Raw genomic sequence first — 24,382 nt, forward strand, 5'->3', positions numbered from 1 at the left:
ACGGCCGCCGCATGCCCGAACAGCGGCGCATGTGGACCTACTACCCCGAGCTGCTGGCGACGCCGGTACCGCGCTACACCAGCTATCCCACCGCCGCCGAATTCGATGCGATCGATGGCAACCTCTACCGCAGCGCGCTGCAGCGGACGCAGGGCGATGTTTCGCTCTATGTCCATATCCCCTTCTGCGAGAAGATCTGCTTCTATTGCGGCTGCAATACCGGTCGCGCCAACCGCCGCCAGCGACTGGAATCCTACCTTGCGGCGCTCCATGACGAAATCGAGACGGTCGCGCGCGAATTGCCCGCCGACGTGCGGGTCACCTCGATTGCTTTCGGCGGCGGCAGTCCCAACGCGATCACGCCGGATGATTTTCGCACGCTCTTCGCAGCGCTCGAGCGGAGTTTCGCTCTCGACAATCCGACGCTCTCGATCGAGCTCGACCCGCGCACGCTGACACCCGAATGGATGGCGGTTGTCGCGGCGCTGGGCATTTCCCGCGCCAGCCTCGGCGTCCAGACCTTCGCCGCGCATTGCCAGCAAGCGATCGGGCGCGTGCAGCCCGAGGACTGTATCGTGCGCGCGGTGGACGGATTGCGCGAGGCGGGCGTCGCCTCGCTCAATTTCGATCTCATGTACGGCCTGCCCGGCCAGACGATGCACGATCTGGAAGACAGCCTCCAGCGAACCCGTGTGCTCGGCGCCGACCGGGTCGCGCTGTTCGGCTATGCGCATGTGCCGCATGTCGTCCCGCGCCAGCGCGCGATAGATGGCTCGGCCCTTCCGGATCAGGCACAGCGGTTCGCCATGGCCGAGGCCGGTTACGCCTATTTCGCCACGCATGGCTATCTGCCGATCGGTTTCGACCACTTCGCGCGACCGGGGGGCGATCCGCTGGCCAAGGCGGCGCTGGAGGGGAAATTGCGGCGAAATTTCCAAGGCTTCACCGATGATCGCAGCGAAGTGCTGATCGGGCTCGGCGCCTCGGCAATCAGCAGTTTCCCGCACCTGCTGGCGCAGAACGAGAAGAATAGCGGGCGCTATCGCATGCTGTCCTCGCAGGGGCAGCTATCGGCCAATCGCGGCGTGATGCGCAGCGCGGAGGATCGCTATCGCGGCGCGGTCATCGAACGGCTGCTGTGCCACAGTCGCGCCCGGCTCGGAACGGCGTTGATGCGCGAAGCCCAGCCGCAGCTCGAACCCTTCGTCACACTCGGGCTGGCCTCGGTTGATCGCGAATGGCTGACGATCCTGCCCGACGGTCTGCCCTATGCCCGCACGATCGCGGCTCTGTTTGACGGGTATCGCCCGCTCACCCGGCGGCGGTTCAGCTCGGCGGTCTAGTCCACTTGCCTGCGCAATCCACGCCCGGGTGACGCGGCCGTCCTGCGGCAGCAACATCGGCCATGCCCCCCTCCCGATCCACAGCCTCGCCGCTGTCGATTTGCCTGCTGTTGAGCATGATTGTGCGACGGTCAGCTGCCGGAACCGTACGAACATTGGAAAAAGCTGGCTTCGACAACCTTGCGTGATAGTGTCGGGCGGGATGGGTTGGTCCAACTGGTCAGGCAGCGTGAAGGCAGACGGGGCGGTCCACCTGCCGCGGACCGAGGAAGAACTCGGCGCGCTGGTGCGCGCGGCGAGGACAGTCAGGCCCACCGGCGCGGGACATTCGTTCATGCCGCTCTGTGCCAGTGACGATGTCATCGTCAGTCTGGCCGAGATGGAATCCCGGCTCGCGATCGCGTCCGACAGGAAAACCGCGCGAATCCCCGCGGGCTGGAGCATCAAGCGCCTGACGCAAGAACTCTGGGAAAACGGGCTCGCGCTGGCGAACCAGGGCGACGTCAATCCGCAGTCGCTTGCCGGGGCGATGGCCACCGGAACACATGGGACGGGCCGAGAGCTGGGCAATCTCGCCTCATTCGCCCGCGGTTTCCGCCTTGTCGGGCCGGATGGGCAAGCGACCTGGTGCGACGCAAGCACCGAGGTCGATCTGTTCGAGGCCCAGCGGCTGTCGCTAGGGATGTTCGGCATAGCGACCGAGATCGAGTGCGACGTGGTCCCGGCCTACCACCTCGTGGAGCGGATCGAGAAGCGTTCGTGGGGCGAAGTTCGCGAGAGATATTTCGAGCTGGCGGACGAACTGCGCCACGTCGAGTTCTGGCTCTTTCCCCATGCCGACACGGTGATACTGAAAACGCTGGAGCCGTGCGATCCCTGCGACCCGCCGCCCACCACGACGGACATGGAGGAAGCCAGCTTCCGCCGTCTGCTCAACCTCGGCGCGCTGTTTCCCCCGCTCGTGCCCACGCTGCAACGGCTGATGATGCGAGTCGATATGAGTGGTGGACGCAGAGGACCCGCGCACACGATCTTTCCGTCCGATCGCACCATTCCGTTCGAAGAGATGGAGTACGAGATGCCGCAGTCGGCAGGGCTGGAAACCCTGGATGAAGTGGTCAGCTGGATCCGCAAGAAGCGCTTGCCGGTGTCATTCCCCTTCGAATTCCGCATCGTCGCTGCCGACGACATCTGGATGAGTCCGATGAATGCCGGCCCGGTCGCGGCCATATCGATGCATCAATATGCGAAGATGCCATGGCGCAGCCTGTTTGCGGATGCGGAAGCGATCTTCCGCGCCCATGGAGGACGGCCGCACTGGGCAAAGCGCCATAGACTGGGGCGCGACGACGTCGACGCGCTCTATCCGATGGCGGAGCGCTATCGCGCGGTGCGGCGGGCGGTCGATCCTGCCGGAAAGTTCCTCAACCCCCATCTCGAGGAATTGTTCGGCTGATGGACGACCGTGAACTCCATCAACACCTGATCGGCCAGCAGGGGTCGCGTGCGGCGCTCAACACGCCTGTCCTGGTGCTCGACCTCGACCGGCTCGATCGCAACATCGCTGCGATGCAGGCGAAGGCGAGTGAGAAGGGCGTGGCCTTGCGCCCTCACGCCAAGACACACAAGAGCGTCGATATCGCCCAGCGGCAGATAGCGGCGGGCGCGGTGGGCGTCTGCTGCGCCAAGATCGGCGAGGCCGAGGTCATGATCGACGGCGGGGTAGCGGGCGTGCTGATCACGTCACCCGTGGCGGCACCTGCCGCGATCGTCCGGCTGGCGAAGCTCGCCCTTCGCGCTGACGGCCTGATGGCCACCGTCGACGACCCGCAGATCGCCCGAAGCATCGATGATGTTCTGGCGCGCAGCGATGCGATGCTCGATGTGGTCATCGATGTCGACCCCGGCATTCGGCGCACGGGAGTGGCATCGCCAGAGGCGGCGGTCGAACTCGCGCGGACGATCGCCGATTGCGAACGGCTGCGCCTGCGCGGGCTGCAGTTCTACTGCGGAGCGCAGCAGCATATCGAGGAGTTCCCGGCCCGCCGAACCGCGATCGAGGAGCGCACACAATACCTCCGAAGTGTCGTAGGGGCTCTTTGCGACGCAGGCTTTCCGCCCGAGATCGTAACCGGTTCGGGCACCGGCACCCACGCGATCGACCTCGCGCTGGGCACCTTTACCGAACTCCAGACCGGCTCGTATGTCTTCATGGACGCGCAGTATCTCGACTGCGATCTCGACGGCAGCGGCGAGGTTCCCTTCGAGACCTCGCTTGCGGTCGATGCGCGCGTCGTCAGCGCCAACCACAGCGCGCTCGTCACGATCGATTCCGGGTTCAAGTCGCTGTCGACCGACGGAGGAAGCCCGCGCGTCACCAGGGGCGCATCGCCCGACACCGTCTTCGCGTTCATGGGCGATGAGCACGGCGCGCTCGTGGGGCCGGAGATCGGCTCGCGCCTGCGTTCGGGTGACCTTGTGAGCCTGGTGGTGCCCCACTGCGACCCGACAGTGAACCTCTATGACAACTACCACGTGGTCCGGGGCGAGACGCTTGTGGACATCTGGCCTGTCAGCGCGCGCGGGCGCGCGCGTTAGCGACCGCATGTTTACCGCTCGTCTGTGCCGACCATCTAGTTCGGACAGCGCGATACATCATGCCAAAAGGCGAAAACCGTCGCTTGCGCGACGAAGTGGTCGGGGAGAGAGGATTCGAACCTCCGGCCCCTGCCTCCCGAAGACAGTGCTCTACCAGGCTGAGCTACTCCCCGACCGGATCGGCCCGCCGCGTTTTGCCGCTGCGGGTGCGAAGCAGGCGCGCCCTATAGGTGTGGATTGCGAGGCACGCAAGCGGGCATTTGCGACAATTTCGGGTTAGATGCCCGGCATCGACCAAGTGAGCCCCGAAGCCGTGTCCCAGCCGCATTACGAACAGCAATATCTCGACCTGATGGAGCGCATCTGGCGCGAGGGCGATCAGCGCGAGGACCGCACCGGGGTGGGCACGCGCTCGGTCTTCGGCGCCATGCTGCGATTCGACCTGACCGAAGGCGCTATGCCGCTGATCACCACCAAGCGCGTCTATTGGAAGACCGCCACGCGCGAGCTGCTGTGGTTTCTCACCGGCAACACCAACATCCGCCCGCTGGTGCTGCAGGGGGTGAAGATCTGGAACGAGTGGCCGCACGCCCGCTACGTCGCAGAGACCGGCGAGCAACTCGCGATCGAGGATTTCGTCCAGCGGATCGCCCAGGACGAGGCTTTCGCCGAACGCTGGGGCGATCTCGGCCCGGTCTACGGCAAGCAATGGGTCGACTGGCCGACCTACAAGCCGGTCGCGGGCGGGCTGTTCCGCCGGGGGCGCGGCGTCAACCAGGTCGCCGAAGTGATCGAATCGCTCAAGGCCAACCCGGGCAGCCGGCGCCACATCATCGAGGGATGGAACGTCGCCGAGCTCGACGCGATGGCGCTGCCTCCGTGCCACAAGACCTACCAGTTCCATGTCGCGGGCAGCGAGACCGGGACCGGGCGGCTCAACTGCCTGCTCTACCAGCGCAGCTGCGACGTCGCGCTGGGCCTGCCTTTCAACCTGTGGTCGGCGGCGCTGCTGACGCGGATGATCGCGCAGCAGGCCGATCTCGAGCCGGGCGAACTGGTGTGGACCGGCGGCGACACGCATCTGTATCTCAACCACCGGCACCTGGTGGAGGAGCAGCTCGCGCGGGAACCACGCGGCCACCCGCGGCTTGAGATCATGCGGCGTCCACCCACGATCTTCGACTATGCAATTGAGGATTTCGCGGTTCACGACTACACGCCGCACGGGCCCATCAGCGCGCCCGTCGCGGTGTGATCCGGCGCCACCTTGACCGCATCCCACTCGTGAAATAAAATAACGCGCAAGCGTAAGATTGCGTCTGGGAGACGATTCTATGGCCGACAGGCCCGAGGGTAGTGCAGCGAAGGGCGACAACCGCCCCAAGCTTTCGCTGCATGTTCCCGAACCCAAGTTCCGGCCGGGCGACACGGTCGATTTCTCGCATATCGATGTGCCCGAGGCGGGCAGCATGGCGCGTCCCGACGAGACCTGCAACCCCGCCGAGATGCGCGACATGGCCTATGGCCTGGTGCGCGTGCTGGGCGAGGACGACCAAGCGCACGGGCCCTGGGACCCCAAGCTCGATCCCGATACGCTGCGCGCCATGCTCGGCCACATGGCGATGACCCGCGCCTTCGACGAGCGCATGTTCCGCGGCCAGCGGCAGGGCAAGACCAGCTTCTACATGAAGTGTACCGGCGAGGAGGCGACCAGCGTTTCCGCCAGCATGGCGCTCGCCGCTGACGACATGGTCTTCCCCAGCTATCGCCAGCAGGGCATATTGATCCAGCGCGGCTATCCGATGATCGAGATGATCAACCAGATCTACTCGAACAAGGGCGACAAGCTGAAGGGTCGCCAGCTGCCGATCATGTATTCGAGCCGCGAGCACAGCTTCTTCACCATCAGCGGCAACCTTGCCACGCAGACTCCGCAGGCGGTGGGCTGGGCGATGGCCAGCGCGATCAAGGGCGACAGCCGCATTGCCGCAACCTGGGTGGGCGAGGGCAGCACCGCGGAGGGCGACTTCCATTCGGCCTGCACCTTCGCCACCGTCTACAATGCGCCGGTGATCCTCAACGTGGTCAACAACCAGTGGGCGATCTCGAGCTTCAGCGGCTTCGCCGGGGCCGAACGCACCACCTTCGCCGCGCGCGCGCTGGGCTACGGTCTGGCTGGGCTGCGGGTCGACGGCAACGATCCGCTCGCCTGCTATGCCGCCGAGCAATGGGCTGCCAATCGCGCCCGCGCCAACGCCGGGCCGACGCTGATCGAATTCTTCACCTACCGCGCCGAAGGGCATTCGACCTCGGACGATCCAAGCGGCTACCGCAGCGCGCAGGAGCGCAGCGAATGGCCGTTGGGTGATCCGGTGATGCGGCTCAAGAACCACCTCATAGCTATCGGCGAGTGGGACGAGGAGCGGCAGGAAAAGATGGACCTGGAGGCGGCGGAGCACGTCAAGAAGGTCACCAAGGAAGCCGAAGCCAACGGCATTCTCGGCCACGGCCTGCACCATCCGTTCCGCACCATGTTCGAAGACGTGTTCGAAGAGTTGCCCTGGCACCTGAAGGAGCAGAGCGCGCAGGCGATCCGCGAGCGCGAGACCAAGTTCCCGGGAGGGCTCGACCTGTGAGCACCGAGGTCAAGGAAACCGAAGCTGTGCCGCAGGGCACCGAACGCCGCCTCAACATGATCGAGGCGATCAACGACGCGCTCGACGTGACGATGAGCCGCGACCCCGATGTCGTGGTGATGGGCGAAGACGTCGGCTATTTCGGCGGCGTGTTCCGCTGCACCGCGGGCCTGCAGGAAAAATACGGAAAGACCCGCGTGTTCGACACGCCGATTTCCGAATGCGGGATCATTGCGGTGGCGGTCGGGATGGGGGCCTATGGCCTGCGTCCGGTCCCCGAAATCCAGTTCGCCGACTATATCTATCCCGGGCTCGACCAGTTGATCAGCGAGGCGGCGCGGCTGCGCTATCGCTCGGCGGGGGAATATATCGCGCCGATGACGGTGCGCTCGCCCTTCGGCGGCGGCATCTTCGGCGGGCAGACGCACAGCCAGAGTCCCGAGGCGATCTTCACCCATGTCTCGGGCCTCAAGACGGTCATCCCGGCGACGCCCTATGACGCCAAGGGCTTGCTGATCTCGTGCATCGAGGACAACGATCCGGTCATCTTCTTCGAGCCCAAGCGGATCTACAACGGTCCGTTCTCCGGCTATTACGACAAGCCGGTCCAGCCGTGGAAGAAGTTCGACGCGAGCCTGGTGCCCGAGGGTCATTACACGATCCCGCTGGGCAAGGCGCGGCGGGTGACCGAGGGCGAACAGCTGACCATCCTCGCCTATGGCACCATGGTCCATGTGGTCGAGGCGGTGTGCCGCGAGAAGGGCGTCGAGGCCGACATCCTCGACCTGCGCACGCTGGTCCCGCTCGACATCGAGGCGATCGAGGCCTCGGTCGAGCGCACCGGGCGCTGCCTGATCGTCCACGAGGCCACCCGCACCAGCGGCTTCGGCGCGGAGCTTTCGGCGCTCGTCACCGAGCGCTGCTTCTTCCATCTCGAAGCGCCGGTCGAGCGCGTCACCGGCTTCGACACGCCCTATCCCCACAGCCTCGAATGGGCCTATTTCCCCGGCCCGATCCGCATCGGCGGGGCCATCGACAAGATTCTGAGCGAGTAACGCACATGGCGAAATTCACCTTCAAAATGCCCGATATCGGCGAAGGCATCGCCGAGGCCGAGATCGTGCAGTGGCACAAGGCTGTCGGCGACACGGTCAACGAGGACGAAGAATTCGTCGACATGATGACCGACAAGGCGACCGTCCCGATGGAAAGCCCGGTCACCGGCAAGATCCTCGAGATCGCCGGCAGCGAGGGCGAGATGGTCTCGATCGGCTCGATGCTGGTGGTGATCGAGGTCGACGGAGAAGTCCCCGACGAGGTCATCGAGGAGAACGAGGCGGCGGCCGAAGCCGCCCCCGCGCCGAAGGATGTCGAAGTCGAGCAGCGGATAGAGGTCGAGACTTCCGACGCCAGCGATGCCGACGATGCACTGGCCGCCGATCCCGAACCCGAACCGCTGCCCGCGCCGACCCCGGCGCCCGAGCCCGCGGCGCATGCCAAGGTCCTCGCCACTCCCGCCGTGCGCAAGCGTGCCAAGGATCTCGGTATCGACCTCGCGCAGGTGAAGCCGGCCGAGGATGGCCGGATCCGCCACGGCGATCTCGACGCATTCCTGTCCTACAGCGGCGGCTATGCCCCCGCCGCCGCCCCGCGCGGCGACGAACAGGTCAAGGTCATCGGCATGCGCCGCCGGATCGCCGAGAACATGGCCGCATCGAAGCGCAACATCCCGCATTTCTCCTATGTCGAGGAATGCGACGTGACCGAGCTCGAGGCGCTGCGCGCCCAGCTCAACCGCGAGCGCGGCGACCGGCCCAAGCTGACCATCCTGCCGTTGCTGATCACCGCAATCTGCAAGACGCTGCCCGACTTCCCGATGATCAATGCCCGCTACGACGACGAGGCGGGCGTGGTCACGCGTCACGGCTCGGTGCACATGGGCATGGCCGCGCAGACCGATGCCGGGCTGATGGTCCCGGTGATCAAGGACGCGCAGGCGAAGAACCTGTGGCAGCTCGCCAACGAGATCGCGCGTCTCGCCGAGGCGGCACGCACCGGCAAGGCGAAGAGCGAGGAACTGCAGGGCGGCACGCTGACCGTGACCTCGCTCGGCCCGCTCGGCGGTGTCGCGACGACGCCGGTCATCAACCGCCCCGAAGTCGCGATCATCGGCCCCAACCGGATCATCGAGCGGCCGATGTACGTCACCGGCAGCGACGGGATCGAGCGGATCGAGAAGCGCAAGCTGATGAACATCTCCATCAGCTGCGACCATCGCGTGGTCGACGGCTGGGATGCGGCGAGCTTCGTTCAGGCGCTGAGGAAACTGCTCGAAAGCCCGGCGCTTATCCTCGTCGCCTGATTGGGCTAGCATGGCATCCCATTGGGAGGGTGCCATGAAGTCCGATCCGCGAGTCGATGCCTATATCGCCAAGGCTGCGCCTTTCGCGCAGCCGATCCTCACGCGCATTCGCGAGGTCGCGCATGCGGCGCTTCCCGAGGGCGAGGAGGGGATCAAATGGGGCATGCCGCACTTCATGCTCGGCGGGAAGAACGTCGCCGGGATGAGCGCGTTCAAGGCGCATTGCGCCTTCGTCGTCCATGGTGAAGGGCGGAAGGGCGCGAAAGAGGGCATGGGGGGGCACGGCAAGATCGCCGATCTCGACGATCTGCCGCCGCGCGAGGAGATGATCGCTAGCATCGCCGCCGCGGCCGAAAGGGTAGCGACCCAAGGGAGTGCGACGGCCGGGACCAAGCGTACACCGAAGCCCGAACTGCCCGTACCCGACGATCTCGCTGCGGCACTCGAGGAACGTCCCGAGGCGAAGACCGTGTTCACCGATTTCGCACCCTCGCACAGGCGCGACTACATCGAGTGGATCACGGAAGCCAAACGCGAGACGACGCGCGCCAACCGGCTGGCGCAGGCGGTCGAGTGGATCGCCGAAGGCAAGCGGCGCAACTGGAAATACGAGAACTGCTAGCGCGGTCGGAATGCGCTGTGACGGTCGGCCTGCGTCGGCGGGCTAGCGTGCGATCGGCGCGATGACGGGCACCGAATAGGCCGACTGCTGGATGGCCATGGCCGATTGCGTGGCGCAGCCGCCCGCACCCAGCATGGCGATCGAAAAACCGAGAAACAGCTTCGTCAGCATGGTCACCCCCCGTGCCGTTCCCGATGGAGGAGCAGCCATCCAATTCTCGCCGAAAAATGTGAAATTGGGGTAAAATCGGCGCGCCAAAACGGCTTGCTGGAAAAGTGCAAAAAAAGCGCAATATCTTCCATTGACAGGAATCGGACCCTGCCTTAGTGGCGCGGCTCCCAAGCGGTGCAACGCTTCAAGCGGGTGTAGCTCAGTTGGTTAGAGTGCCGGCCTGTCACGCCGGAGGTCGCGGGTTCGAGCCCCGTCACTCGCGCCACTTGGGACAATTCACAAGAGATTGTCGAATGTGATTTCCCTGCCCTTTGCGGGCAGGGAAACCAGCATTCCGTCCTCCGCCAGCTCCAGCCTTCCGTCGAACTTCTTCCCTGCGTCGCCCAGGAACGCAGGTCCAATGATCGCGGCGGGCTGGGCTGGAACGAGGTGGTACAGAACCAGCGCTCCGGCCCCGGAAGACTGCGCCACCTGCGCCGCCTCCCCGGGTGTCGTATGATAATCGGGAATATCGGCCATGATCTGTGCGGCGTCGACATTGCCGCGCGCAGCCAGTGCCTTGCCGATCCGCGCGACCATCTGCGGATTGAGTGCCTCGTGGAACAGCACGTCGGTGCCCTTCGCAAAGCGCACCAAGGCAGCGCTGTGCTTTGTGTCGCCGCTGATCACCAGCGAACGCCCGCGATAGTCGACGCGATAGGCCAGCGCATGCTCGACAGGGCGGTGGTCGACCGCGATCGCACGTATGGTGACCTCGTCGCCGGCATAGACCAGCGTGCCGTCATCGCTGCCAAGCGCGGGTCTCACGATCCGGGCGTCGCCGCCGAAGCCCCCGGGGCGCGCAACTTCCGGTCCATGGTGTGCGATGCGAAAGCCACGATCGATGGCATAGGCATCGGCAAATCCCGCCACCACGCGGGCGGTGCCCTCGGGGCCGTAGATCGGCAGCGGCTGCGCACGCCGACCAGCGATCCAGGCCTGCAGCATCAGCTCGCCGAGGCCGTCGATATGGTCCGAATGGAGGTGGGTGAGAAAGGCTGCATCGAGCCGGTCCATCGGGAATGCCATCGGCTGGAGTTTGCGGATCGCGCCAGAGCCGGCGTCGAAGATGAAGGCGCGCTGGCCCGCGATCACCGCGATGCACGGTCCCGCACGCTGCGCGTCGGGCAGGGGCGAGCCGCTGCCGCAGACATAGGCGTGGAGTCCGTCTGGCCAGCCCGCGACACGATCGACGCCCGCATTGGCCTCGACCGCGCGATCGAACAGGCGTTCGCCGATCTGTCGCTGGGCGAGGAAATAGGCCAGCAGGATGGCGATGACCGCCACTCCCAGCGCGATGGCGATCTTCCTGCCCATGCCCCTATCCTCCCTGTTCGGCGAGTCTGCGGAGATTATCCTCATGGCCCTGCTTGTCGATCCGGTAACGCGTCACGAAGGCGAGTGCGGCCAGCCACAGGAACAGCAGCGCGGGAGCATAGAGGGCGCCGAGGCGCCACAGCGTAGCGGGATCGACCGTCGCGGGATCGGCCCCTTCGGGGAAGTCGATCAGCGACAGGATCAGTCCGGCGGCGAGCACGCCGAGCCCCTGCGTCGTCTTCCGCGTGAAGGTCATCGCGGCATAATAGACGCCTTCGGAACGCCGCCCGGTGCGCAGCTGGTTCGATTCGACGAGGTCGGCGATCATCGAATAGGCCACCGCCTGTACCGCGATGATCAGTGCGAGGTCGATCACGTTGATCCCCAGCACGAGCGGGAAGAGCAGCGGATCGCCATTGTCAGGCATCAGCCCGACCAGCCGCAGTAGCACGGGGGCGGGCTGGATGGTGAAGGCGAACAGGCCGAGCACGATCGTCGCGCGCTTCTTGCCGAGCTTCCGCGTCGTCCAGGGCGCCAGCAGGAAGCCGAGCAGCGCCGAGAAGAACACGGTGCAGGTCCAGATGAAGATCTGGAATTCGCTGAAGCCCCAGAAATAGTTGAGCATCAGGAAGGCCAGCGCGGCCGAAAGGCCGGTGGCGATGGCGAACAGCACGGTGGCGAAGAACAGCGCGAGGAAGCTCCTTTCGCTCAGTGTCTCCACCATCTCGCGGAAGATCCGTCGCAGGCTGTAGCGCTCGCCCGTCTCGACCGGGCGGTGGAGGTAGGGGATCCGGCTATGCGTGCCGAGCGCGGAGATCATGATGGCGGCGAAGATCAGCAGCGAGGCGACGATCCCGTAAGTCGCGTAGGCCTGCGTGTCGCGCATGCCGAGCGGCCCGGTCAGCAGCGCACCGAACATCACGATGCTCATCAGATTGCCGCCCGACCAGCCGAAGAACAGGCGATAGGCCTGGAGGCTGGTGCGCTCCTCGTAATCGCTCGTGAGCTCTGGGATCAGCGCCGAACTGGGGGTCTCGTAGAAGGTGATGAAGGTGCGGATCAGCACCGCCAGCGCGGTGAGATAGAGGAACAGTCCCGTCTGTCCCCAGTCGGGCGGGTTCCACAGCAGGAAATAGCTCAGCGCCACGGGCAGTGCGGCGGCGTACATGAACGGATGGCGGCGGCCCCAGCGGCTGCGCAAATTGTCCGACCAGTAACCGACCAGGGGGTCGCTGATCGCATCGGCCACCAGCGCGATCAGGATGGCGAGACCGACGAGGCCCGGCTCGAGCCCGATGACCGTGCCGTAGAACAGCAGGAGGAAATAGTCGAAGCCGTTGTTCTTGATGCCGAAAGCTGCAGCGCCTGATCCGTGCGCCAGCTTGAGCCATACCGATGGTTTTTCGGCCATCGCCGCCTGTGTTGCCATGCCCTCTCCCTCTCCCGGAGTGGAGGCTAGGGCAGGCTTGGTGGCTTGGCAATCAACCCCAGCGGCCGGTTTCCATCCAGATCAGGAAGCGGCGTAGCGGGAGCAGCCAGACCACCCCCAGCGCAACATAGACGAGCGTCTGCACCAAGGTCGGCCAGTTGCCGATCAGGTCGGGGGCATAGCGCGCGATCACGAGGCCGTAGATCGCCAGCGCTAGCAGCAGGCCGAGGATGCCGACCGGGATGCGCCAGGTGGGCTCTTTTCTCATGCGAAGGGTCCGTAGATGCGGGTGGGGGTGACCACTGCGGCGAGCGGCATGTCGTGCGGCTCGGTCGGCAAGTCGTCGACCAACTGGCAGTCCCAGGCAAGCCCGATGGCGGTGGTGCCGGGCTGCCCGGCGAGCCAGCGATCGTAGTGGCCGCCGCCCTGGCCGAGCCGCGCGCCGTCCGCGCCGAAGCCGACCAGCGGAAGGAACAGCACCTGCGGTTCGAGCACCGCAGCCTCGGCCTTGGGCTGGAGCAGTCCGAACGGCCCCACCTCGAGATCGCTTTCCTCGAACGGATCGGTGAAGCGTGCAAACTCCATCGCCGCGCCCTTGTGGGCGAAGCGCGGCAGTGCAAGCTCGTGACCCTGTTCGAAGAAGTGCCGGGCATAGGCGGAGGTGGGTGCCTCGATGGGATCGGCGCGATAGAGGCCGATCGTGGCGCCCTCGGGCACGAGGTCGAGCAGCGGGGCGGGCGGACGCATGAACACCAGCGTGCGCATGCTCTCGGGCAGCGCATTCACATGCTCGCGACGGGCGGCGCGCAACTGCTTGCGAAGATCGGATTTGGTCACGGAGGCGCTCCTAACTCGTGGGATCATGGGCGTCCATCCGCGGCATCTATGTTGCAGGAAAGTGGCGGGACCACCATGGGTCGTTTCCGTGAAATCCTCTGACGCCTCAACGTCAGGTGGGCGCCGTATGCCCGAACCGCCAGGACGAACCCGTCAGCCCAGGCAGGGACAGCTCCCATGGATTGCTTATAGCCTCAGGGATTTTCGTATGGCTCGTGCCGAGCAGCCCCGCCGATGCTGTATTTAGGAGCCCTGCGCCCCGCCCTCAAGGGTCGATGCGGCATTCTCCAGCGCGGCCGCGATATGTTCTAGCTGCGCCGAGAGGCGTCCGGTGTCGAACACGGGTTGCGGAGGCGCGCTCGGACCCTTCCTCGCCTCGTCGAGTTCATCGGCCAGCAGCAAGGCGGCGAAAAGCAGGTTCTTCGCCTCGTTGGTCGAGAGATTGGCGCCCATCGAGGTGAGCTTGTCGTCGACCATGCGGGCGAGCCGCTGCACATTGTCTTCCTGTCCGTCGGCGCAGGAGACGGTGTATGTGCGCCCGCCCACGTCGAGCTTGACGTCGCTCATGTATCGAACCCCTCGATCAGCGCATCGAGCTGGGCGATGCTCGACGAAACCTTTTCGCGCAGCGCCTCATGACGGGCGACGAGCTGGGCGTTGTTTGAGCCGCCAGTCTGTTGGGCGTGCGTGGCGAGCGCCGCCTGCGTTTCGATCCGGGCCAGCGCGCGATCGATCCGGTCGATGGCATTTTGGATGCGTTCGGAACTCATGACCGCGCTGGAATACCAAAATAGCTGCGGCATGGCAAAGGTTTGAGCCGCTCTGTTGATAAGTGGGATGAGGGCAGGGGCAGCTGTGCATGGCGGCGGGCCCGGGTTGACCTCGCGCGCGCGCTCCGCGAAGGCTTCGCGCGCGTCGAATCGGCCCCTTTTCCCGGAGAATATTTCCTATGAGTCTCGACACCGCTCGCATGGTCCAGATGGCCAATGCCATCAGGGCGCTTTCGATGGATGCGGTGCAGGCGGCCAATTCGGGACATCCCGGCATGCCGATGGGCATGGCCGATGTCGCGACCGTCCTGTGGAGCGAATATCTCAAGCACGATCCCGCGGCGCCCAAGTGGGCCGATCGCGACCGCTTCGTGCTCTCGGCCGGTCACGGCTCGATGCTGATCTACTCGCTGCTCCACCTGTCTGGCTACGCACAGCCGACGATGGAGGACATCCGCAACTTCCGCCAGATCGGCAGCCCCTGCGCGGGCCATCCGGAAAACTTCCTCCTCGAAGGCGTCGAAAGCACTACCGGCCCGCTCGGCCAAGGCCTGGCCATGGCGGTCGGCATGGCGATGGCAGAGCGTCATCTCAACGCCGAATTCGGTACGGACATGGTCGATCACCGCACCTGGGTGATCGCCGGAGACGGCTGCCTGATGGAAGGCATCAACCACGAGGCGATCGGCCTTGCCGGGCATCTGAAGCTCGGCCGGATGATCGTGCTGTGGGACGACAACAACATCACCATCGACGGCTCGACCGACCTGTCGACCAGCGAGGACATCAAGGCGCGCTACGAGGCGACCGGCTGGCACGTGGTGAGCTGCGACGGCCATGATTTCGACGATATCCGCCGCGCGATCGACGAGGCACTCGCCCACGAACGCCCCTCGCTCGTTGCCTGCCGGACGGTGATCGGCAAGGGCTCGCCCAACAAGCAGGGCACCAGCGCCACGCATGGCGCCCCGCTCGGCGAGGACGAAATCTCCGCCGCGCGCAAGGTCCTCGGCTGGGATGCCAAGCCGTTCGAAGTTCCCGAGCAGGTCCTCGCCGACTGGCGCGGCACGGCCGATCGCGGTGCCAAGGCGCATGCCGAATGGGAAACGCGCTTTGCCGGTCATGCGCAGAAGGGCGAATTCGAACGCCGTATGGCGGGCGAACTGCCCAAGGGTTTCAGCCTCGACAATTACATCCAGTCGTTGATGAAGGAGCCGGTAAAGGTCGCAACCCGCAAGGCGAGCGAAATGGCACTGGCGCAGATCAACGCCAAGCTGCCCGAAACCATCGGCGGCAGCGCCGATCTGACGGGGTCGAACAACACCAAGGCGGGCGGCATCGGGCCTTTCACGGCCGACGATTACTCGGGCCGTTACGTCTATTGGGGCATCCGCGAATTCGGCATGGCCGCGGCGATGAACGGTATGGCGCTGCATGGCGGGGTGATCCCCTATGGCGGCACCTTCCTCGTCTTCACCGACTATTGCCGCGCGGCGATCCGCCTGTCGGCGCTGCAGGAACTGCGCGTGATCTATGTGATGACGCATGACAGCATCGGGCTGGGCGAGGACGGTCCGACGCACCAGCCGGTCGAGCACGTCCAGTCGCTGCGGATGATGCCCAACCTCCTCGTCATGCGTCCGGCCGATGCGGTCGAGACCGCCGAATGCTGGGAGATTGCACTGCGCCAGACCGATCGCCCGACCGTGCTCGCGCTGAGCCGCCAGAACCTGCCGCAGCTCCGCAACGCGCCCGACGAGACCGACATGTCCTCCAAGGGCGCCTATCGCCTCAAGAAGGCGGGGGCGAAGCGCCAGGTCGTGCTCGTCGCCACCGGCTCGGAAGTGCATATCGCGCTCGAAGCCGCCGCCGCGCTCGAAAAGCAGGGCGTCGGCGCGGATGTCGTCTCGATGGTTTGCACCGCGCTGTTCGACGAGCAGGACGCGGCCTATCGCGCCGAAATGCTGCCCTCCGATGCGCTCAAGGTCTCGGTCGAGGCTGGCACCACTTTCGGCTGGGAACGCTATGTCGGCAGCGACGGGCTGACGATCGGCATCGACCGCTTCGGAGCGAGCGCCCCGGCCGAGGATCTGTACCGCAAATTCGGCCTCACGGCGGACGCCATCGTTCCGCAAATCATGAACAAATTGAACGGTTAAGCAGGAGTTCTTACCCATGGCGACCAAGGTTGCAATCAACGGTTTCGGACGTATCGGGCGCCTCGTAGCGCGTGCCATTCTCGAACGTGACGACCACGATCTCGAGCTCGTCAGCATCAACGACCTGGCCGACACCAAGTCGAATGCGATCCTGTTCCAGTACGATTCGACCCATGGCCGCTTCCCCGGCACGGTCGAGGTCGGCGACAACGCCATCATCGTGAACGGCAAGTCGATCGCGGTCACCAGCGAACGCAATCCCGGCGACCTGCCGCACGGCGAGCAGGGCGTGGACATCGTGCTCGAATGCACCGGCTTCTTCCAGTCGGACGAAGCCTGCCGCCCACACCTCGCCGCAGGCGCCAAGCGCGTGCTGATCTCGGCCCCGGCGAAGGGCGTTTCGGCGACCATCGTCTACGGCGTGAACCACGAGGTGCTGACCGCCGAGGACGTGATCGTCTCGAACGCCAGCTGCACCACCAACTGCCTCTCGCCGATGGCCAAGGTGCTGCACGAAACCGTGGGCATCGAGCGCGGCTTCATGACCACGATCCACAGCTACACCAACGACCAGCGCATGCTCGACCAGATGCATTCGGACATGCGCCGGGCCCGCGGCGGTGCGCAGAACATGATCCCGACCACCACCGGCGCCGCGCGCGCGGTCGGCCTCGTCCTGCCCGAACTGGCCGGTAAGCTCGATGGCAGCTCGGTTCGCGTGCCGACGCCGAACGTGAGCCTGGTCGACCTCGTCTTCACCCCCGGCCGCGACACCAGCGCAGAGGAACTCAACGCTGCATTGAAGGCAGCCGCGGAAGGTAAGATGAAGGGCGTGCTCGACTACACCGACCAGCCGCTCGTCAGCAGCGACTTCAACCACTATCCGGCCAGCTCGACCATCGACAGCCTCGAAACCAGCGTGATGGAAGGCAAGCTCTGCCGCGTCGTCAGCTGGTACGACAATGAATGGGGCTTCTCGAACCGCATGATAGACACCGCCGGTGTGATGGCGAAGTTCCTCTGAGGACGGAAAAATGAGCAGTTTCAGGACCCTGGACGACCTTGGCGATGCCACCGGCAAGGTCGCGCTGGTGCGCGTCGATCTCAACCTGCCGATGCAGGAAGGTCGCGCCAGCGACGTGACGCGGGTCGAGGCGGTGAAATCCACTATCCTCGAGCTCGCCGACAAGGGCGCCAAGGTCCTGCTGCTCGCCCACTTCGGGCGACCCAAGGGCCAGCGCCATTCGACCATGAGTACGAGCATGGTGCAGGGCGATGTCGAGCGCGTGCTGGGCAAGGAGATCATGTTCATCCCCGAGGTCATGGGCCCGGTGGTCGAACAGTCGATCGGCATCCTCGGCAATGGCGACATCGGCCTGCTCGACAATGTCCGCTTCTGGCCGGGCGAAGAGGCCAATGATCCCGAGTTCGCCAAGGGCATCGCCGCCCACGGCGATTTCTACGTCAACGACGCTTTTTCCGCTGCGCACCGCGCGCATGCCTCGACCGAGGGGCTGGCGCATTTCCTCCCCGCCTATGCGGGCCGCGCGATGGAAGCCGAACTGAAGGCGCTCGACGCCGCGCTCGGCAATCCCGAACCGCCCGTCGCTGCGGTGGTCGGCGGGGCCAAGGTTTCGACCAAGCTCGACGTGCTCGAAAACCTCGTCGGCAAGGTCCAGCACCTCATCATCGGCGGGGGCATGGCCAACACCTTCCTCGCCGCCAAGGGAGTCGATGTCGGCAAGTCGCTGTGCGAGCACGACCTCACCGCGACGGCCAACCGCATCATGGACGAAGCCGACCATGCCGGCTGCACCGTCCACCTGCCCTATGATGTCGTCGTGGCGAAGGAATTCGCCGCCAACCCGCCGTCCTTGCGCACCTGCAACGTTCACGAGGTCGCCGAAGACGAGATGATCCTCGATGTGGGCCCGCTCGCGGTCGAGGCATTGGGCGACGTGCTCAAGACCTGCCGCACGCTGGTGTGGAACGGCCCGCTCGGCGCCTTCGAGATCGAACCCTTCGATGCGGCCACTGTCGCGCTCGCACGCACCGCCGCGGCGTTGACCGAGGACGGCTCGCTGATCTCGGTCGCGGGTGGCGGCGACACCGTCGCCGCGCTGGCGCATGCCGGGGTCAAGGACGACTTCACTTTCGTTTCGACCGCCGGCGGGGCCTTCCTCGAATGGATGGAGGGCAAGGACCTCCCGGGCGTCGCGGCGCTGAAAGCATGAGCGAGAACGAAGCCGTCGGGTCGAGTGGCGGGCTCGCGCCCATTACCGAAGGCGAATGGGCCGGCTGGTCGACTTGGCAGAGCGACGCTTTCGAGCAGCGCGCAGGCCCCTTCTACGAACGTCGCGAGGATGACGGTCAGATGGTCGCCGCCTTCCGCGCCGAAGAGCGCCACATGAACGGCGCCGGCTTCATGCACGGCGGCTGCATGATGACCTTTGCGGACAGCGCGCTGTTCACCATCGCCACCGATGCACTGGCCGGTTCGCACGGCGTGACCATGCATCTCGCGGGCGATTTCCTCGATCCTGCGCGAGTGGGCCAGCTGATCGAGGCGCGCGGCGAGGTCGTGCGCGCGGGCGGCAAGACGATCTATGTCGTTGGCATGATCCGCGCCGATGGCGCCCCGGTACTGAGCTTCAACGGCATCATCCGGAAAATCACCAGGAGATAGGCCCCTTGCGTTTCCTCTGCCTGTTCGCTCTCTTGCTGCTGTCCTCGGTCGCGGGGGCCCAGACGAGGGAACCGGTGGACGAATTCGCAGACTTCGACGCCTTCCTCTCCGGCTTCCGCAAGGAGACCGGGACACCCGCGCTGAGCGCGGTGATCGTCCGCGACGGCCAGATTGCCTGGGAAGGTTATTACGGCTGGTCCGACGACGAGGGCGAGGTGCCGACCTCTGCCGATACCACCTACAAGATCGCCTCGACCACCAAGCCGATCGCCGCGACCGCGATCATTGCCGAGGCGCTGGCTGGCGGCTTGTCGCTCGCCCTTCCGATGTCGTCCGACGACGGTTTTGCCGAGACCTGCGAATGGCTGAGGGCGTCGCCGATACCCTTCGGCAGTGGCGGGGAAGACCGCCATGGCAATGCCATCCCTGCGATGGATTGCGCCAAACCGCTGACTCTCGCGCAGATGCTCGACATGCGCGCCAATGGCGACGCCTTCGTCTACAATCCGATCGCCTATGCGCGGATCGACCGCGCGATCAGCGGTGCCGGGGGCCGGGACTTGCGCGCGATCGTGCGCGACCGGGTCGCCGAGCCCGCGGGCATGCGCGACACCGCGCTCGGCTGGCGCGATCCCGAGGGCGGCGATGCCTTGCGCTTCCTCGCCCCGCCATTCCACGTGATCGACGGGCGGCCGGTCAAGCAGGTGCTGCCCGACGACGATTTTCGCGCCGCGGCGGGCATCATCGCCAGCCCGCGCCAGATGGCGGCTTTCGACATCGCCTTCGACACGGGCGTGCTGGTCCCCCCGACGATGATCCGCGAACTGGTCGAGGCCGACATCAGCCCGCTGGGCGACTATCGTCGCGGCTGGTGGCTCGAGGACTGGGAAGGCCAGCGGCTCATGTGGCATTCGGGCTGGAACGAGCAGAAGGGCTCGGCACTCTATCTCAAGGTCCCCGACAAGCACCTGACGCTGATCGTGCTCGCCAACACCGAGGCGCTTTGGTGGGGCAATTCGCTGGTCAAGGCCGAGGTCGTCCAAAGCCCCATCGCACGGCGCTTCCTCGAGGAGTTCGCGCGCTAGCGCGGTTCGCCGATGGGGGAAGGGGGCGAACCGATCCGCAAGGTCGTGATCGTCGGCGGGGGGACCGCCGGCTGGATGACCGCCGCCGCGCTTGCCCGAATGCTGGGGCGGAGCGGGCTGTCGATCACACTGGTCGAATCCGCCGCCATCGGCACCGTCGGCGTGGGCGAGGCGACGCTGCCGCAGATCCGCAGCTTCAACCGCCTGCTCGGCATCGACGAACGCGAAATGATGGCGCGCACCGCGGCGACCATCAAGCTGGGGATCGAGTTCCGCGACTGGGGCCGGGCGGGTGATCGCTACGTCCACCCCTTCGGGACCTATGGGGAGGCGATCGGCCCGGCGGACTTCATCCATTACTGGGCGCGGGCCAATGGCTCGGGCGAGGCAGCGCCGATCGGCGAATACTCGCTACCGATCGTCGCGGCGTGGCAGGAGCGCTTCGAGCCGCCACGCGAGGGCGACGAGCGCCAGCCCTACGACTACGCCTTCCAGTTCGACGCGGGGCTCTATGCCGCCTGGCTCGCCGAGCTGGCGCAGGCTGCGGGGGTGGTTCGGCGCGAGGGCCGGATCGTCGACGTCCGGCGCGATGGCACGAGCGGCGATATTGCAGCCGTGGTGCTCGAAAGCGGCGAGGAGATCGCGGGCGATCTCTTCGTCGACTGCTCGGGCTTTCGTGCGCTGCTGATCGGCGAGACGCTCGACGCCCCATTCGAGGACTGGAGCCGCTGGCTCCCCTGCAACCGGGCCTTTGCGGTGCCTTGCGCCAATGGCGGCGAGCACGGGCCCTACACCCGCGCCACCGCGCGCGGGGCGGGCTGGCAATGGCGCATCCCGCTGCAGCATCGCGTTGGCAACGGGCTGGTCTATTGCGACGCCTTCTGGGACGACCACGCTGCGCGCGATGTCCTCATGGCCAATCTCGAGGGCGAGGCGAGGGGCGAACCGCGCAAGCTCCGTTTCACAACCGGTCGACGCCAATCGCTGTGGCGGGGAAATTGCGTCGCCATCGGCCTGTCGGGCGGCTTCCTCGAACCGCTCGAATCGACCAGTATCGACCTGATCCAGAGCGGCATCCTCAACCTGATCGACCTCTTTCCCGGCGCGGGCATCGAAGATTCCGACCGGCGCGAATACGACCGGCTGATGGCGCTCGAATTCGAGCGCATCCGCGATTTTCTCGTGCTCCACTACGTCGCCAACCAGCGCGAGGAGGAGTTCTGGCGGGCGATGCGCGCCATGCCTATTCCCGACAGCCTCGCCGAGAAGATCGAAGACTTCCGCGCGCGGGCAATCCTGCCCGATTATGCGCATGGCCTGTTCCAGCCGGTCAGCTGGATCGCGGTCTTACTCGGCCAGAACATCCTGCCGCAGGGCTGGGACCCGCGCGTCGAGGCGATGGACGGGGACGAGCTGGGCGAAGGGCTCGCGCAGATCCGGTCGCGGATCGCGCGCGAGGCGGCGGCCATGCCCGACCATCGCGATTTCCTCCGTGCGTCGGGTGCCTCCTTCGTCGGACAGGAGGCAAGGGCATGACCCGCGCCGCTGGTTCGTACCTCCTGTTCGGTGACACGGTCGATGTGTGGCCGGTCGCTGCCCTGCTGGCGGCGCAGCTTCCCGCAGGCGTCGAGATCACGGTCGTCGAGACCGGGCATGGCCAAGCCAGTCCCATCGCGCTTCCGCTACAGGATCCCTATTTCCGCGCCCTAGAGATCGGCGCGCCCGAACTGGCAGAGGCGGGTGCGCGTTTCGCGCTCGGATATACCCTCGAGGGATTTCGGGGAGCAGGAACGCACATGATCGCAGCACCCACGGGCGACCTTCCGGCGATCGCTGGCCTGGCATTGCACCAGGTGCTGCGCTGCGTGGCCGAAAAGGCCGGGGCACTCGACCGCTTCGGCGAGCATTACGAGGGTTTCCGCCTCTGCGCCCGTGCCGCGGCTGGGGGGCGGATGGCGCTCCCCGAGGATGCGCCGGACTCGCCCTTCGCCATGCTCGGCCCCCTGGCGATCATCGACCGCATGGCGCTGGCCCGATTGCTGCGCGATCGAATTGCGGGCGGTCGCATCGAGAGGTTGGAGGGCGAGGTTGCCGACCTTCTCCGCGATGGGTGCGGCCATGTGTCCTCCGCCCGGCTCGCGGACGGCAGACAGCTGGAGGCCGATGTCTTCGTCGACCTGCGCAGGTCAAGCGAGGGGCCTGATGAGGGTGAACGCTCTCCCCTGCCTCTGCTCGAAGCCCTGGCGATGTCGGATATTGGCATCGTTACCGATCCCATTGCGGGCGTCATGCCCACCTTTTCTGCCTCATCCAGCGCGGCCCCCGCGTTGACACCCTATGCGCTCGAAGCGCCCTGGGCCGCCAATTTGATCCGGCTCGGTCCCGCCTCGGCTGCCCTCGGACCGCTCTTCTCGGCCGATGCGCGTCTTTTGTTCCTACAGGCCACGCATCTGGCCGAATGCCTCCCCGCGACGGCGGAGATGACAGTCGAGGCGCGGCGCTTCAACCGGCTCCACGCCCGCTCGGTCGAGCGCCTCTACGAATTGGTCGGGGCCCCGCTCCATCTCAACCGACGTGACGAGGAGGCGTGGCAGGATCTGCGCGCCATCGCACCACCCGAAGGCCTCGCCTTGCGTATCGAGCAGTTTCGCAGCCGCGGGCGCATGCCCGAATTCGACGGCGAGGTGGCCGACCGCCAGTTCTGGATCGACCTGCTCATCGGGTTCAGCGTCCTGCCCGGTCGCCACGACCGGCGGGCCGAGGCATTCGACCCGCGACAGCTCGACGCTGCGCTTGGCGCCGTTCGGGGCCAGATCGAGCAAGCGCTGGCCGCCATGCCCACGCAGGCGCAATTCATGCAGCGTTTCGGCAACGCTTGACCGCGCCCTGACAATAAGTTGCCCGTCCCCGTTGCAGGTGCGAAAGGGCTTTTGTATGCGCCGCGCATACGAATGCACGACCACCACCAAGCGACGGGGTTTTCCAGATGACTTTCGATGAGATGACGGCGCGTATCGCCGAGGGCCAGGGCTTTATCGCGGCGCTCGACCAGTCGGGCGGTTCGACCCCGAAGGCCTTGAAGGGTTACGGCATCGAGGACGGCGCGTGGTCGAGCGAGGAAGAGATGTTCGGCCTGATCCACGAGATGCGCCAGCGTATCATCGAAGCGCCCTGTTTCGGCAATGGCAAGGTCCTCGGCGCGATCCTGTTCGAAAAGACCATGGAAGGTGCGAGCGGCGGCAAGAGTGTGCCCGCGCGGCTCAAGGAACGCGGCATCGTGCCCTTCCTCAAGGTCGACAAGGGTCTGGAAGACGAGCGCGACGGCGCGCAGCTGATGAAGCCCAATCCCGGTCTCGAAGACATGTGCAACCGCGCGCGCGAACTGGGCGTCTTCGGCACCAAGATGCGCAGCGTCATCAAATCGGCCAACCCGGTCGGGATCAAGGAAGTGGTGCGCCAGCAGTTCGCCGAAGGCGCGCGTATCCTGTCCTGCGGTCTCGTCCCGATCCTCGAGCCCGAATACGACATCACCGCGGCGGATCGCGCCGAGGGGGAAAAGATACTGCTCGAAGCGATCGAGGAAGGCCTCGACGCGCTGCCAGAGGGCCAGCAGGTCATGCTCAAGCTTTCGATCCCGAAGGAAGCCGGCCTCTACAGCGGGCTGATCGGTCACCCCAAGGTGCTGCGCGTGGTGGCGCTCTCGGGTGGCTATTCGACCGACGAGGCCTGTGCCGAACTGGCCAAGAACCCCGGCATGATCGCCAGCTTCAGCCGCGGGCTGTTGCAGGACCTGCGCGCGACGCAGAGCGACGAGGAATTCGACGGCACGCTGTCGGGCGCGATCGACCAGATCCACGCCGCCAGCGTGGCGTGACGCCTAGCGGCGCTCGATGACGAAGCGATATTCGCGGGCCGGGATTTCCCGGTCCGTGGTCTTCTCTGGCGTCGCCGAAACCAGCACGTAGCTGCGCCCCATCACCGTATAGGGTTCGCCCAGCGTGAGCGGGGCGGTCTGCGTCCAGTGCGTGGCGGCGATCCTCGTCGACACGGTCAGTTTCCCCGCCCAGACGCAGCGCGCGTTCATCGGGCAGCGGCTGTCTTCGGTGACCGCGAGCGGGGTGACGATGGTGTCGCCCGCCCAGACCGGCTGATCGATACCGACCGCAGTGCCCTGCGCGGCGGCATCGCCATTCGCCATCGGCGTATCGGGAATGATCGCACAGGCGGAGAGCGGGACGAGGAGCGCGGCGGCGAGATAGGCTTTCATATCGGCTGCTAGACGCTCGTCACGCTTTCGCGGTTCTGAACGCGTGACGAAATGCGATCGG

24 protein-coding genes, 2 tRNA genes and 1 other RNA gene are annotated in these 24,382 nt (G+C 65.9%); 17 read left to right on the forward strand and 10 right to left on the reverse strand.

The annotated features are described in order from the left end of the window. The first annotated feature begins 29 nt into the window (after positions 1 to 29). From hemN to K3181_RS13835, 3 genes are read left to right on the forward strand one after another with little or no spacing between them, the layout of a single operon-like run. Positions 30 to 1,343, forward strand: coding sequence for an oxygen-independent coproporphyrinogen III oxidase (hemN, locus tag K3181_RS13825; protein WP_221603775.1), 1,314 nt, complete (start codon positions 30 to 32; stop codon positions 1,341 to 1,343). Positions 1,344 to 1,371: 28 nt separating this feature from the next. Continuing rightward, positions 1,372 to 2,799 (forward strand): D-arabinono-1,4-lactone oxidase, encoded by a 1,428-nt coding sequence (locus tag K3181_RS13830; protein WP_345725511.1) that lies wholly within the window; start codon positions 1,372 to 1,374, stop codon positions 2,797 to 2,799. Further along, positions 2,799 to 3,941 (forward strand): DSD1 family PLP-dependent enzyme, encoded by a 1,143-nt coding sequence (locus K3181_RS13835; protein ID WP_247715160.1) that lies wholly within the window; start codon positions 2,799 to 2,801, stop codon positions 3,939 to 3,941. The genes K3181_RS13830 and K3181_RS13835 overlap by 1 nt, the downstream gene beginning before the upstream one ends. Positions 3,942 to 4,037: 96 nt before the next feature. Here the strand turns inward: K3181_RS13835 and K3181_RS13840 are convergent. After that, positions 4,038 to 4,114 (reverse strand) — tRNA-Pro (locus K3181_RS13840). A gap of 107 nt (positions 4,115 to 4,221) precedes the next feature. Here K3181_RS13840 and thyA point away from each other — a divergent pair. The 5 genes from thyA to K3181_RS13865 all read left to right on the forward strand — a co-directional run bounded on the left by thyA (position 4,222) and on the right by K3181_RS13865 (position 9,561). Next, positions 4,222 to 5,196, forward strand: coding sequence for a thymidylate synthase (thyA, locus tag K3181_RS13845; RefSeq protein WP_221603706.1), 975 nt, complete (start codon positions 4,222 to 4,224; stop codon positions 5,194 to 5,196). Positions 5,197 to 5,275: 79 nt separating this feature from the next. After that, complete coding sequence (locus tag K3181_RS13850; RefSeq protein ID WP_221603707.1) at positions 5,276 to 6,577, forward strand: 3-methyl-2-oxobutanoate dehydrogenase (2-methylpropanoyl-transferring) subunit alpha; 1,302 nt, start codon at positions 5,276 to 5,278, stop codon at positions 6,575 to 6,577. A gap of 56 nt (positions 6,578 to 6,633) precedes the next feature. Then, a complete protein-coding gene (locus tag K3181_RS13855) occupies positions 6,634 to 7,632 on the forward strand; it encodes an alpha-ketoacid dehydrogenase subunit beta (RefSeq protein WP_221603778.1) in 999 nt (332 codons plus the stop codon). A gap of 5 nt (positions 7,633 to 7,637) precedes the next feature. Then, positions 7,638 to 8,939 (forward strand): dihydrolipoamide acetyltransferase family protein, encoded by a 1,302-nt coding sequence (locus K3181_RS13860; RefSeq protein ID WP_221603708.1) that lies wholly within the window; start codon positions 7,638 to 7,640, stop codon positions 8,937 to 8,939. A gap of 34 nt (positions 8,940 to 8,973) precedes the next feature. Further along, positions 8,974 to 9,561, forward strand: a complete 588-nt coding sequence (locus K3181_RS13865) for a YdeI/OmpD-associated family protein (protein WP_221603709.1) — start codon at positions 8,974 to 8,976, stop codon at positions 9,559 to 9,561. A gap of 42 nt (positions 9,562 to 9,603) precedes the next feature. Here the strand turns inward: K3181_RS13865 and K3181_RS15755 are convergent, their stop codons facing one another. Further along, a complete protein-coding gene (locus K3181_RS15755; protein ID WP_282099818.1) occupies positions 9,604 to 9,738 on the reverse strand; it encodes a hypothetical protein in 135 nt (44 codons plus the stop codon). A 182-nt stretch (positions 9,739 to 9,920) separates the two neighbouring features. On the opposite strand from K3181_RS15755, the gene K3181_RS13870 reads away from it, so the two are divergent. Continuing rightward, positions 9,921 to 9,997, forward strand: a tRNA-Asp gene (locus tag K3181_RS13870). Positions 9,998 to 10,008: 11 nt separating this feature from the next. Here the strand turns inward: K3181_RS13870 and K3181_RS13875 are convergent. The 7 genes from K3181_RS13875 to K3181_RS13900 form a co-directional block, all read right to left on the reverse strand. Further along, positions 10,009 to 11,088, reverse strand: a complete 1,080-nt coding sequence (locus tag K3181_RS13875; protein ID WP_221603710.1) for an MBL fold metallo-hydrolase — start codon at positions 11,086 to 11,088, stop codon at positions 10,009 to 10,011. A gap of 4 nt (positions 11,089 to 11,092) precedes the next feature. Further along, the gene (locus tag K3181_RS13880) at positions 11,093 to 12,517 is read right to left on the reverse strand and encodes an MFS transporter (RefSeq protein ID WP_221603711.1); all 1,425 of its coding nucleotides are present in this window, start codon (positions 12,515 to 12,517) and stop codon (positions 11,093 to 11,095) included. Positions 12,518 to 12,569: 52 nt separating this feature from the next. After that, complete coding sequence (locus tag K3181_RS13885; protein ID WP_221603712.1) at positions 12,570 to 12,785, reverse strand: DUF2842 domain-containing protein; 216 nt, start codon at positions 12,783 to 12,785, stop codon at positions 12,570 to 12,572. Then, positions 12,782 to 13,354: a 5-formyltetrahydrofolate cyclo-ligase gene (locus K3181_RS13890; RefSeq protein ID WP_345725512.1), complete on the reverse strand. Its 573-nt coding sequence runs from the start codon at positions 13,352 to 13,354 to the stop codon at positions 12,782 to 12,784. The genes K3181_RS13885 and K3181_RS13890 overlap by 4 nt, the downstream gene beginning before the upstream one ends. A gap of 63 nt (positions 13,355 to 13,417) precedes the next feature. Then, positions 13,418 to 13,586, reverse strand: a non-coding RNA gene (gene ssrS / locus K3181_RS15860) — 6S RNA. A gap of 11 nt (positions 13,587 to 13,597) precedes the next feature. Next, the gene (locus tag K3181_RS13895) at positions 13,598 to 13,921 is read right to left on the reverse strand and encodes a cell division protein ZapA (RefSeq protein ID WP_221603714.1); all 324 of its coding nucleotides are present in this window, start codon (positions 13,919 to 13,921) and stop codon (positions 13,598 to 13,600) included. Beyond that, complete coding sequence (locus K3181_RS13900) at positions 13,918 to 14,124, reverse strand: hypothetical protein (protein ID WP_221603715.1); 207 nt, start codon at positions 14,122 to 14,124, stop codon at positions 13,918 to 13,920. Before K3181_RS13900 ends, K3181_RS13895 begins: the two co-directional genes overlap by 4 nt. 179 nt (positions 14,125 to 14,303) lie before the next feature. On the opposite strand from K3181_RS13900, the gene tkt reads away from it, so the two are divergent. The 8 genes from tkt to K3181_RS13940 all read left to right on the forward strand — a co-directional run bounded on the left by tkt (position 14,304) and on the right by K3181_RS13940 (position 23,928). Beyond that, positions 14,304 to 16,283: a transketolase gene (gene tkt, locus K3181_RS13905; RefSeq protein ID WP_221603716.1), complete on the forward strand. Its 1,980-nt coding sequence runs from the start codon at positions 14,304 to 14,306 to the stop codon at positions 16,281 to 16,283. Positions 16,284 to 16,299: 16 nt separating this feature from the next. Next, positions 16,300 to 17,307, forward strand: coding sequence for a type I glyceraldehyde-3-phosphate dehydrogenase (gene gap / locus K3181_RS13910; protein ID WP_221603717.1), 1,008 nt, complete (start codon positions 16,300 to 16,302; stop codon positions 17,305 to 17,307). A gap of 10 nt (positions 17,308 to 17,317) precedes the next feature. Beyond that, complete coding sequence (locus K3181_RS13915) at positions 17,318 to 18,517, forward strand: phosphoglycerate kinase (protein WP_221603718.1); 1,200 nt, start codon at positions 17,318 to 17,320, stop codon at positions 18,515 to 18,517. Next, positions 18,514 to 18,969, forward strand: coding sequence for a PaaI family thioesterase (locus tag K3181_RS13920; protein ID WP_221603719.1), 456 nt, complete (start codon positions 18,514 to 18,516; stop codon positions 18,967 to 18,969). Before K3181_RS13915 ends, K3181_RS13920 begins: the two co-directional genes overlap by 4 nt. Positions 18,970 to 18,974: 5 nt before the next feature. Then, the gene (locus K3181_RS13925; protein WP_221603720.1) at positions 18,975 to 20,054 is read left to right on the forward strand and encodes a serine hydrolase domain-containing protein; all 1,080 of its coding nucleotides are present in this window, start codon (positions 18,975 to 18,977) and stop codon (positions 20,052 to 20,054) included. A gap of 12 nt (positions 20,055 to 20,066) precedes the next feature. Then, complete coding sequence (locus K3181_RS13930) at positions 20,067 to 21,590, forward strand: tryptophan halogenase family protein (RefSeq protein ID WP_221603721.1); 1,524 nt, start codon at positions 20,067 to 20,069, stop codon at positions 21,588 to 21,590. Then, positions 21,587 to 22,933 carry a tryptophan 7-halogenase gene (locus K3181_RS13935; RefSeq protein WP_221603722.1) on the forward strand — a complete coding sequence of 449 codons (1,347 nt, stop codon included), beginning with the start codon at positions 21,587 to 21,589 and terminating at the stop codon, positions 22,931 to 22,933. Before K3181_RS13930 ends, K3181_RS13935 begins: the two co-directional genes overlap by 4 nt. Positions 22,934 to 23,040: 107 nt before the next feature. Beyond that, positions 23,041 to 23,928: a fructose bisphosphate aldolase gene (locus K3181_RS13940; protein ID WP_221603723.1), complete on the forward strand. Its 888-nt coding sequence runs from the start codon at positions 23,041 to 23,043 to the stop codon at positions 23,926 to 23,928. Between the two features lie 3 nt (positions 23,929 to 23,931). Here K3181_RS13940 and K3181_RS13945 read toward each other — a convergent pair whose 3' ends face one another. Continuing rightward, positions 23,932 to 24,321 (reverse strand): hypothetical protein, encoded by a 390-nt coding sequence (locus tag K3181_RS13945; RefSeq protein ID WP_221603783.1) that lies wholly within the window; start codon positions 24,319 to 24,321, stop codon positions 23,932 to 23,934. Positions 24,322 to 24,382: the final 61 nt, after the last annotated feature.

It is taken from the genome of Qipengyuania mesophila (assembly GCF_019711655.1).
Taxonomy (GTDB): Bacteria; Pseudomonadota; Alphaproteobacteria; order Sphingomonadales; family Sphingomonadaceae; genus Qipengyuania; species Qipengyuania mesophila.

Excerpts from the sequence above, each read along its gene's own strand:
- hemN (WP_221603775.1), top strand. The coding sequence starts at position 30 with ATGTGGACCTACTACCCCGAGCTGCTGGCGACGCCGGTACCGCGCTAC.
- K3181_RS13835 (WP_247715160.1), top strand. The coding sequence starts at position 2,799 with ATGGACGACCGTGAACTCCATCAACACCTGATCGGCCAGCAGGGGTCG.
- thyA (WP_221603706.1), top strand. The coding sequence starts at position 4,222 with ATGCCCGGCATCGACCAAGTGAGCCCCGAAGCCGTGTCCCAGCCGCAT.
- K3181_RS13850 (WP_221603707.1), top strand. The coding sequence starts at position 5,276 with ATGGCCGACAGGCCCGAGGGTAGTGCAGCGAAGGGCGACAACCGCCCC.
- K3181_RS13855 (WP_221603778.1), top strand. The coding sequence starts at position 6,634 with ATGATCGAGGCGATCAACGACGCGCTCGACGTGACGATGAGCCGCGAC.
- K3181_RS13860 (WP_221603708.1), top strand. The coding sequence starts at position 7,638 with ATGGCGAAATTCACCTTCAAAATGCCCGATATCGGCGAAGGCATCGCC.
- K3181_RS13865 (WP_221603709.1), top strand. The coding sequence starts at position 8,974 with ATGAAGTCCGATCCGCGAGTCGATGCCTATATCGCCAAGGCTGCGCCT.
- K3181_RS13875 (WP_221603710.1), bottom strand. The coding sequence starts at position 11,088 with ATGGGCAGGAAGATCGCCATCGCGCTGGGAGTGGCGGTCATCGCCATC.
- K3181_RS13880 (WP_221603711.1), bottom strand. The coding sequence starts at position 12,517 with ATGGCAACACAGGCGGCGATGGCCGAAAAACCATCGGTATGGCTCAAG.
- K3181_RS13885 (WP_221603712.1), bottom strand. The coding sequence starts at position 12,785 with ATGAGAAAAGAGCCCACCTGGCGCATCCCGGTCGGCATCCTCGGCCTG.
- K3181_RS13895 (WP_221603714.1), bottom strand. The coding sequence starts at position 13,921 with ATGAGCGACGTCAAGCTCGACGTGGGCGGGCGCACATACACCGTCTCC.
- K3181_RS13900 (WP_221603715.1), bottom strand. The coding sequence starts at position 14,124 with ATGAGTTCCGAACGCATCCAAAATGCCATCGACCGGATCGATCGCGCG.
- tkt (WP_221603716.1), top strand. The coding sequence starts at position 14,304 with ATGAGTCTCGACACCGCTCGCATGGTCCAGATGGCCAATGCCATCAGG.
- gap (WP_221603717.1), top strand. The coding sequence starts at position 16,300 with ATGGCGACCAAGGTTGCAATCAACGGTTTCGGACGTATCGGGCGCCTC.
- K3181_RS13915 (WP_221603718.1), top strand. The coding sequence starts at position 17,318 with ATGAGCAGTTTCAGGACCCTGGACGACCTTGGCGATGCCACCGGCAAG.
- K3181_RS13920 (WP_221603719.1), top strand. The coding sequence starts at position 18,514 with ATGAGCGAGAACGAAGCCGTCGGGTCGAGTGGCGGGCTCGCGCCCATT.
- K3181_RS13930 (WP_221603721.1), top strand. The coding sequence starts at position 20,067 with ATGGGGGAAGGGGGCGAACCGATCCGCAAGGTCGTGATCGTCGGCGGG.
- K3181_RS13935 (WP_221603722.1), top strand. The coding sequence starts at position 21,587 with ATGACCCGCGCCGCTGGTTCGTACCTCCTGTTCGGTGACACGGTCGAT.
- K3181_RS13940 (WP_221603723.1), top strand. The coding sequence starts at position 23,041 with ATGACTTTCGATGAGATGACGGCGCGTATCGCCGAGGGCCAGGGCTTT.
- K3181_RS13945 (WP_221603783.1), bottom strand. The coding sequence starts at position 24,321 with ATGAAAGCCTATCTCGCCGCCGCGCTCCTCGTCCCGCTCTCCGCCTGT.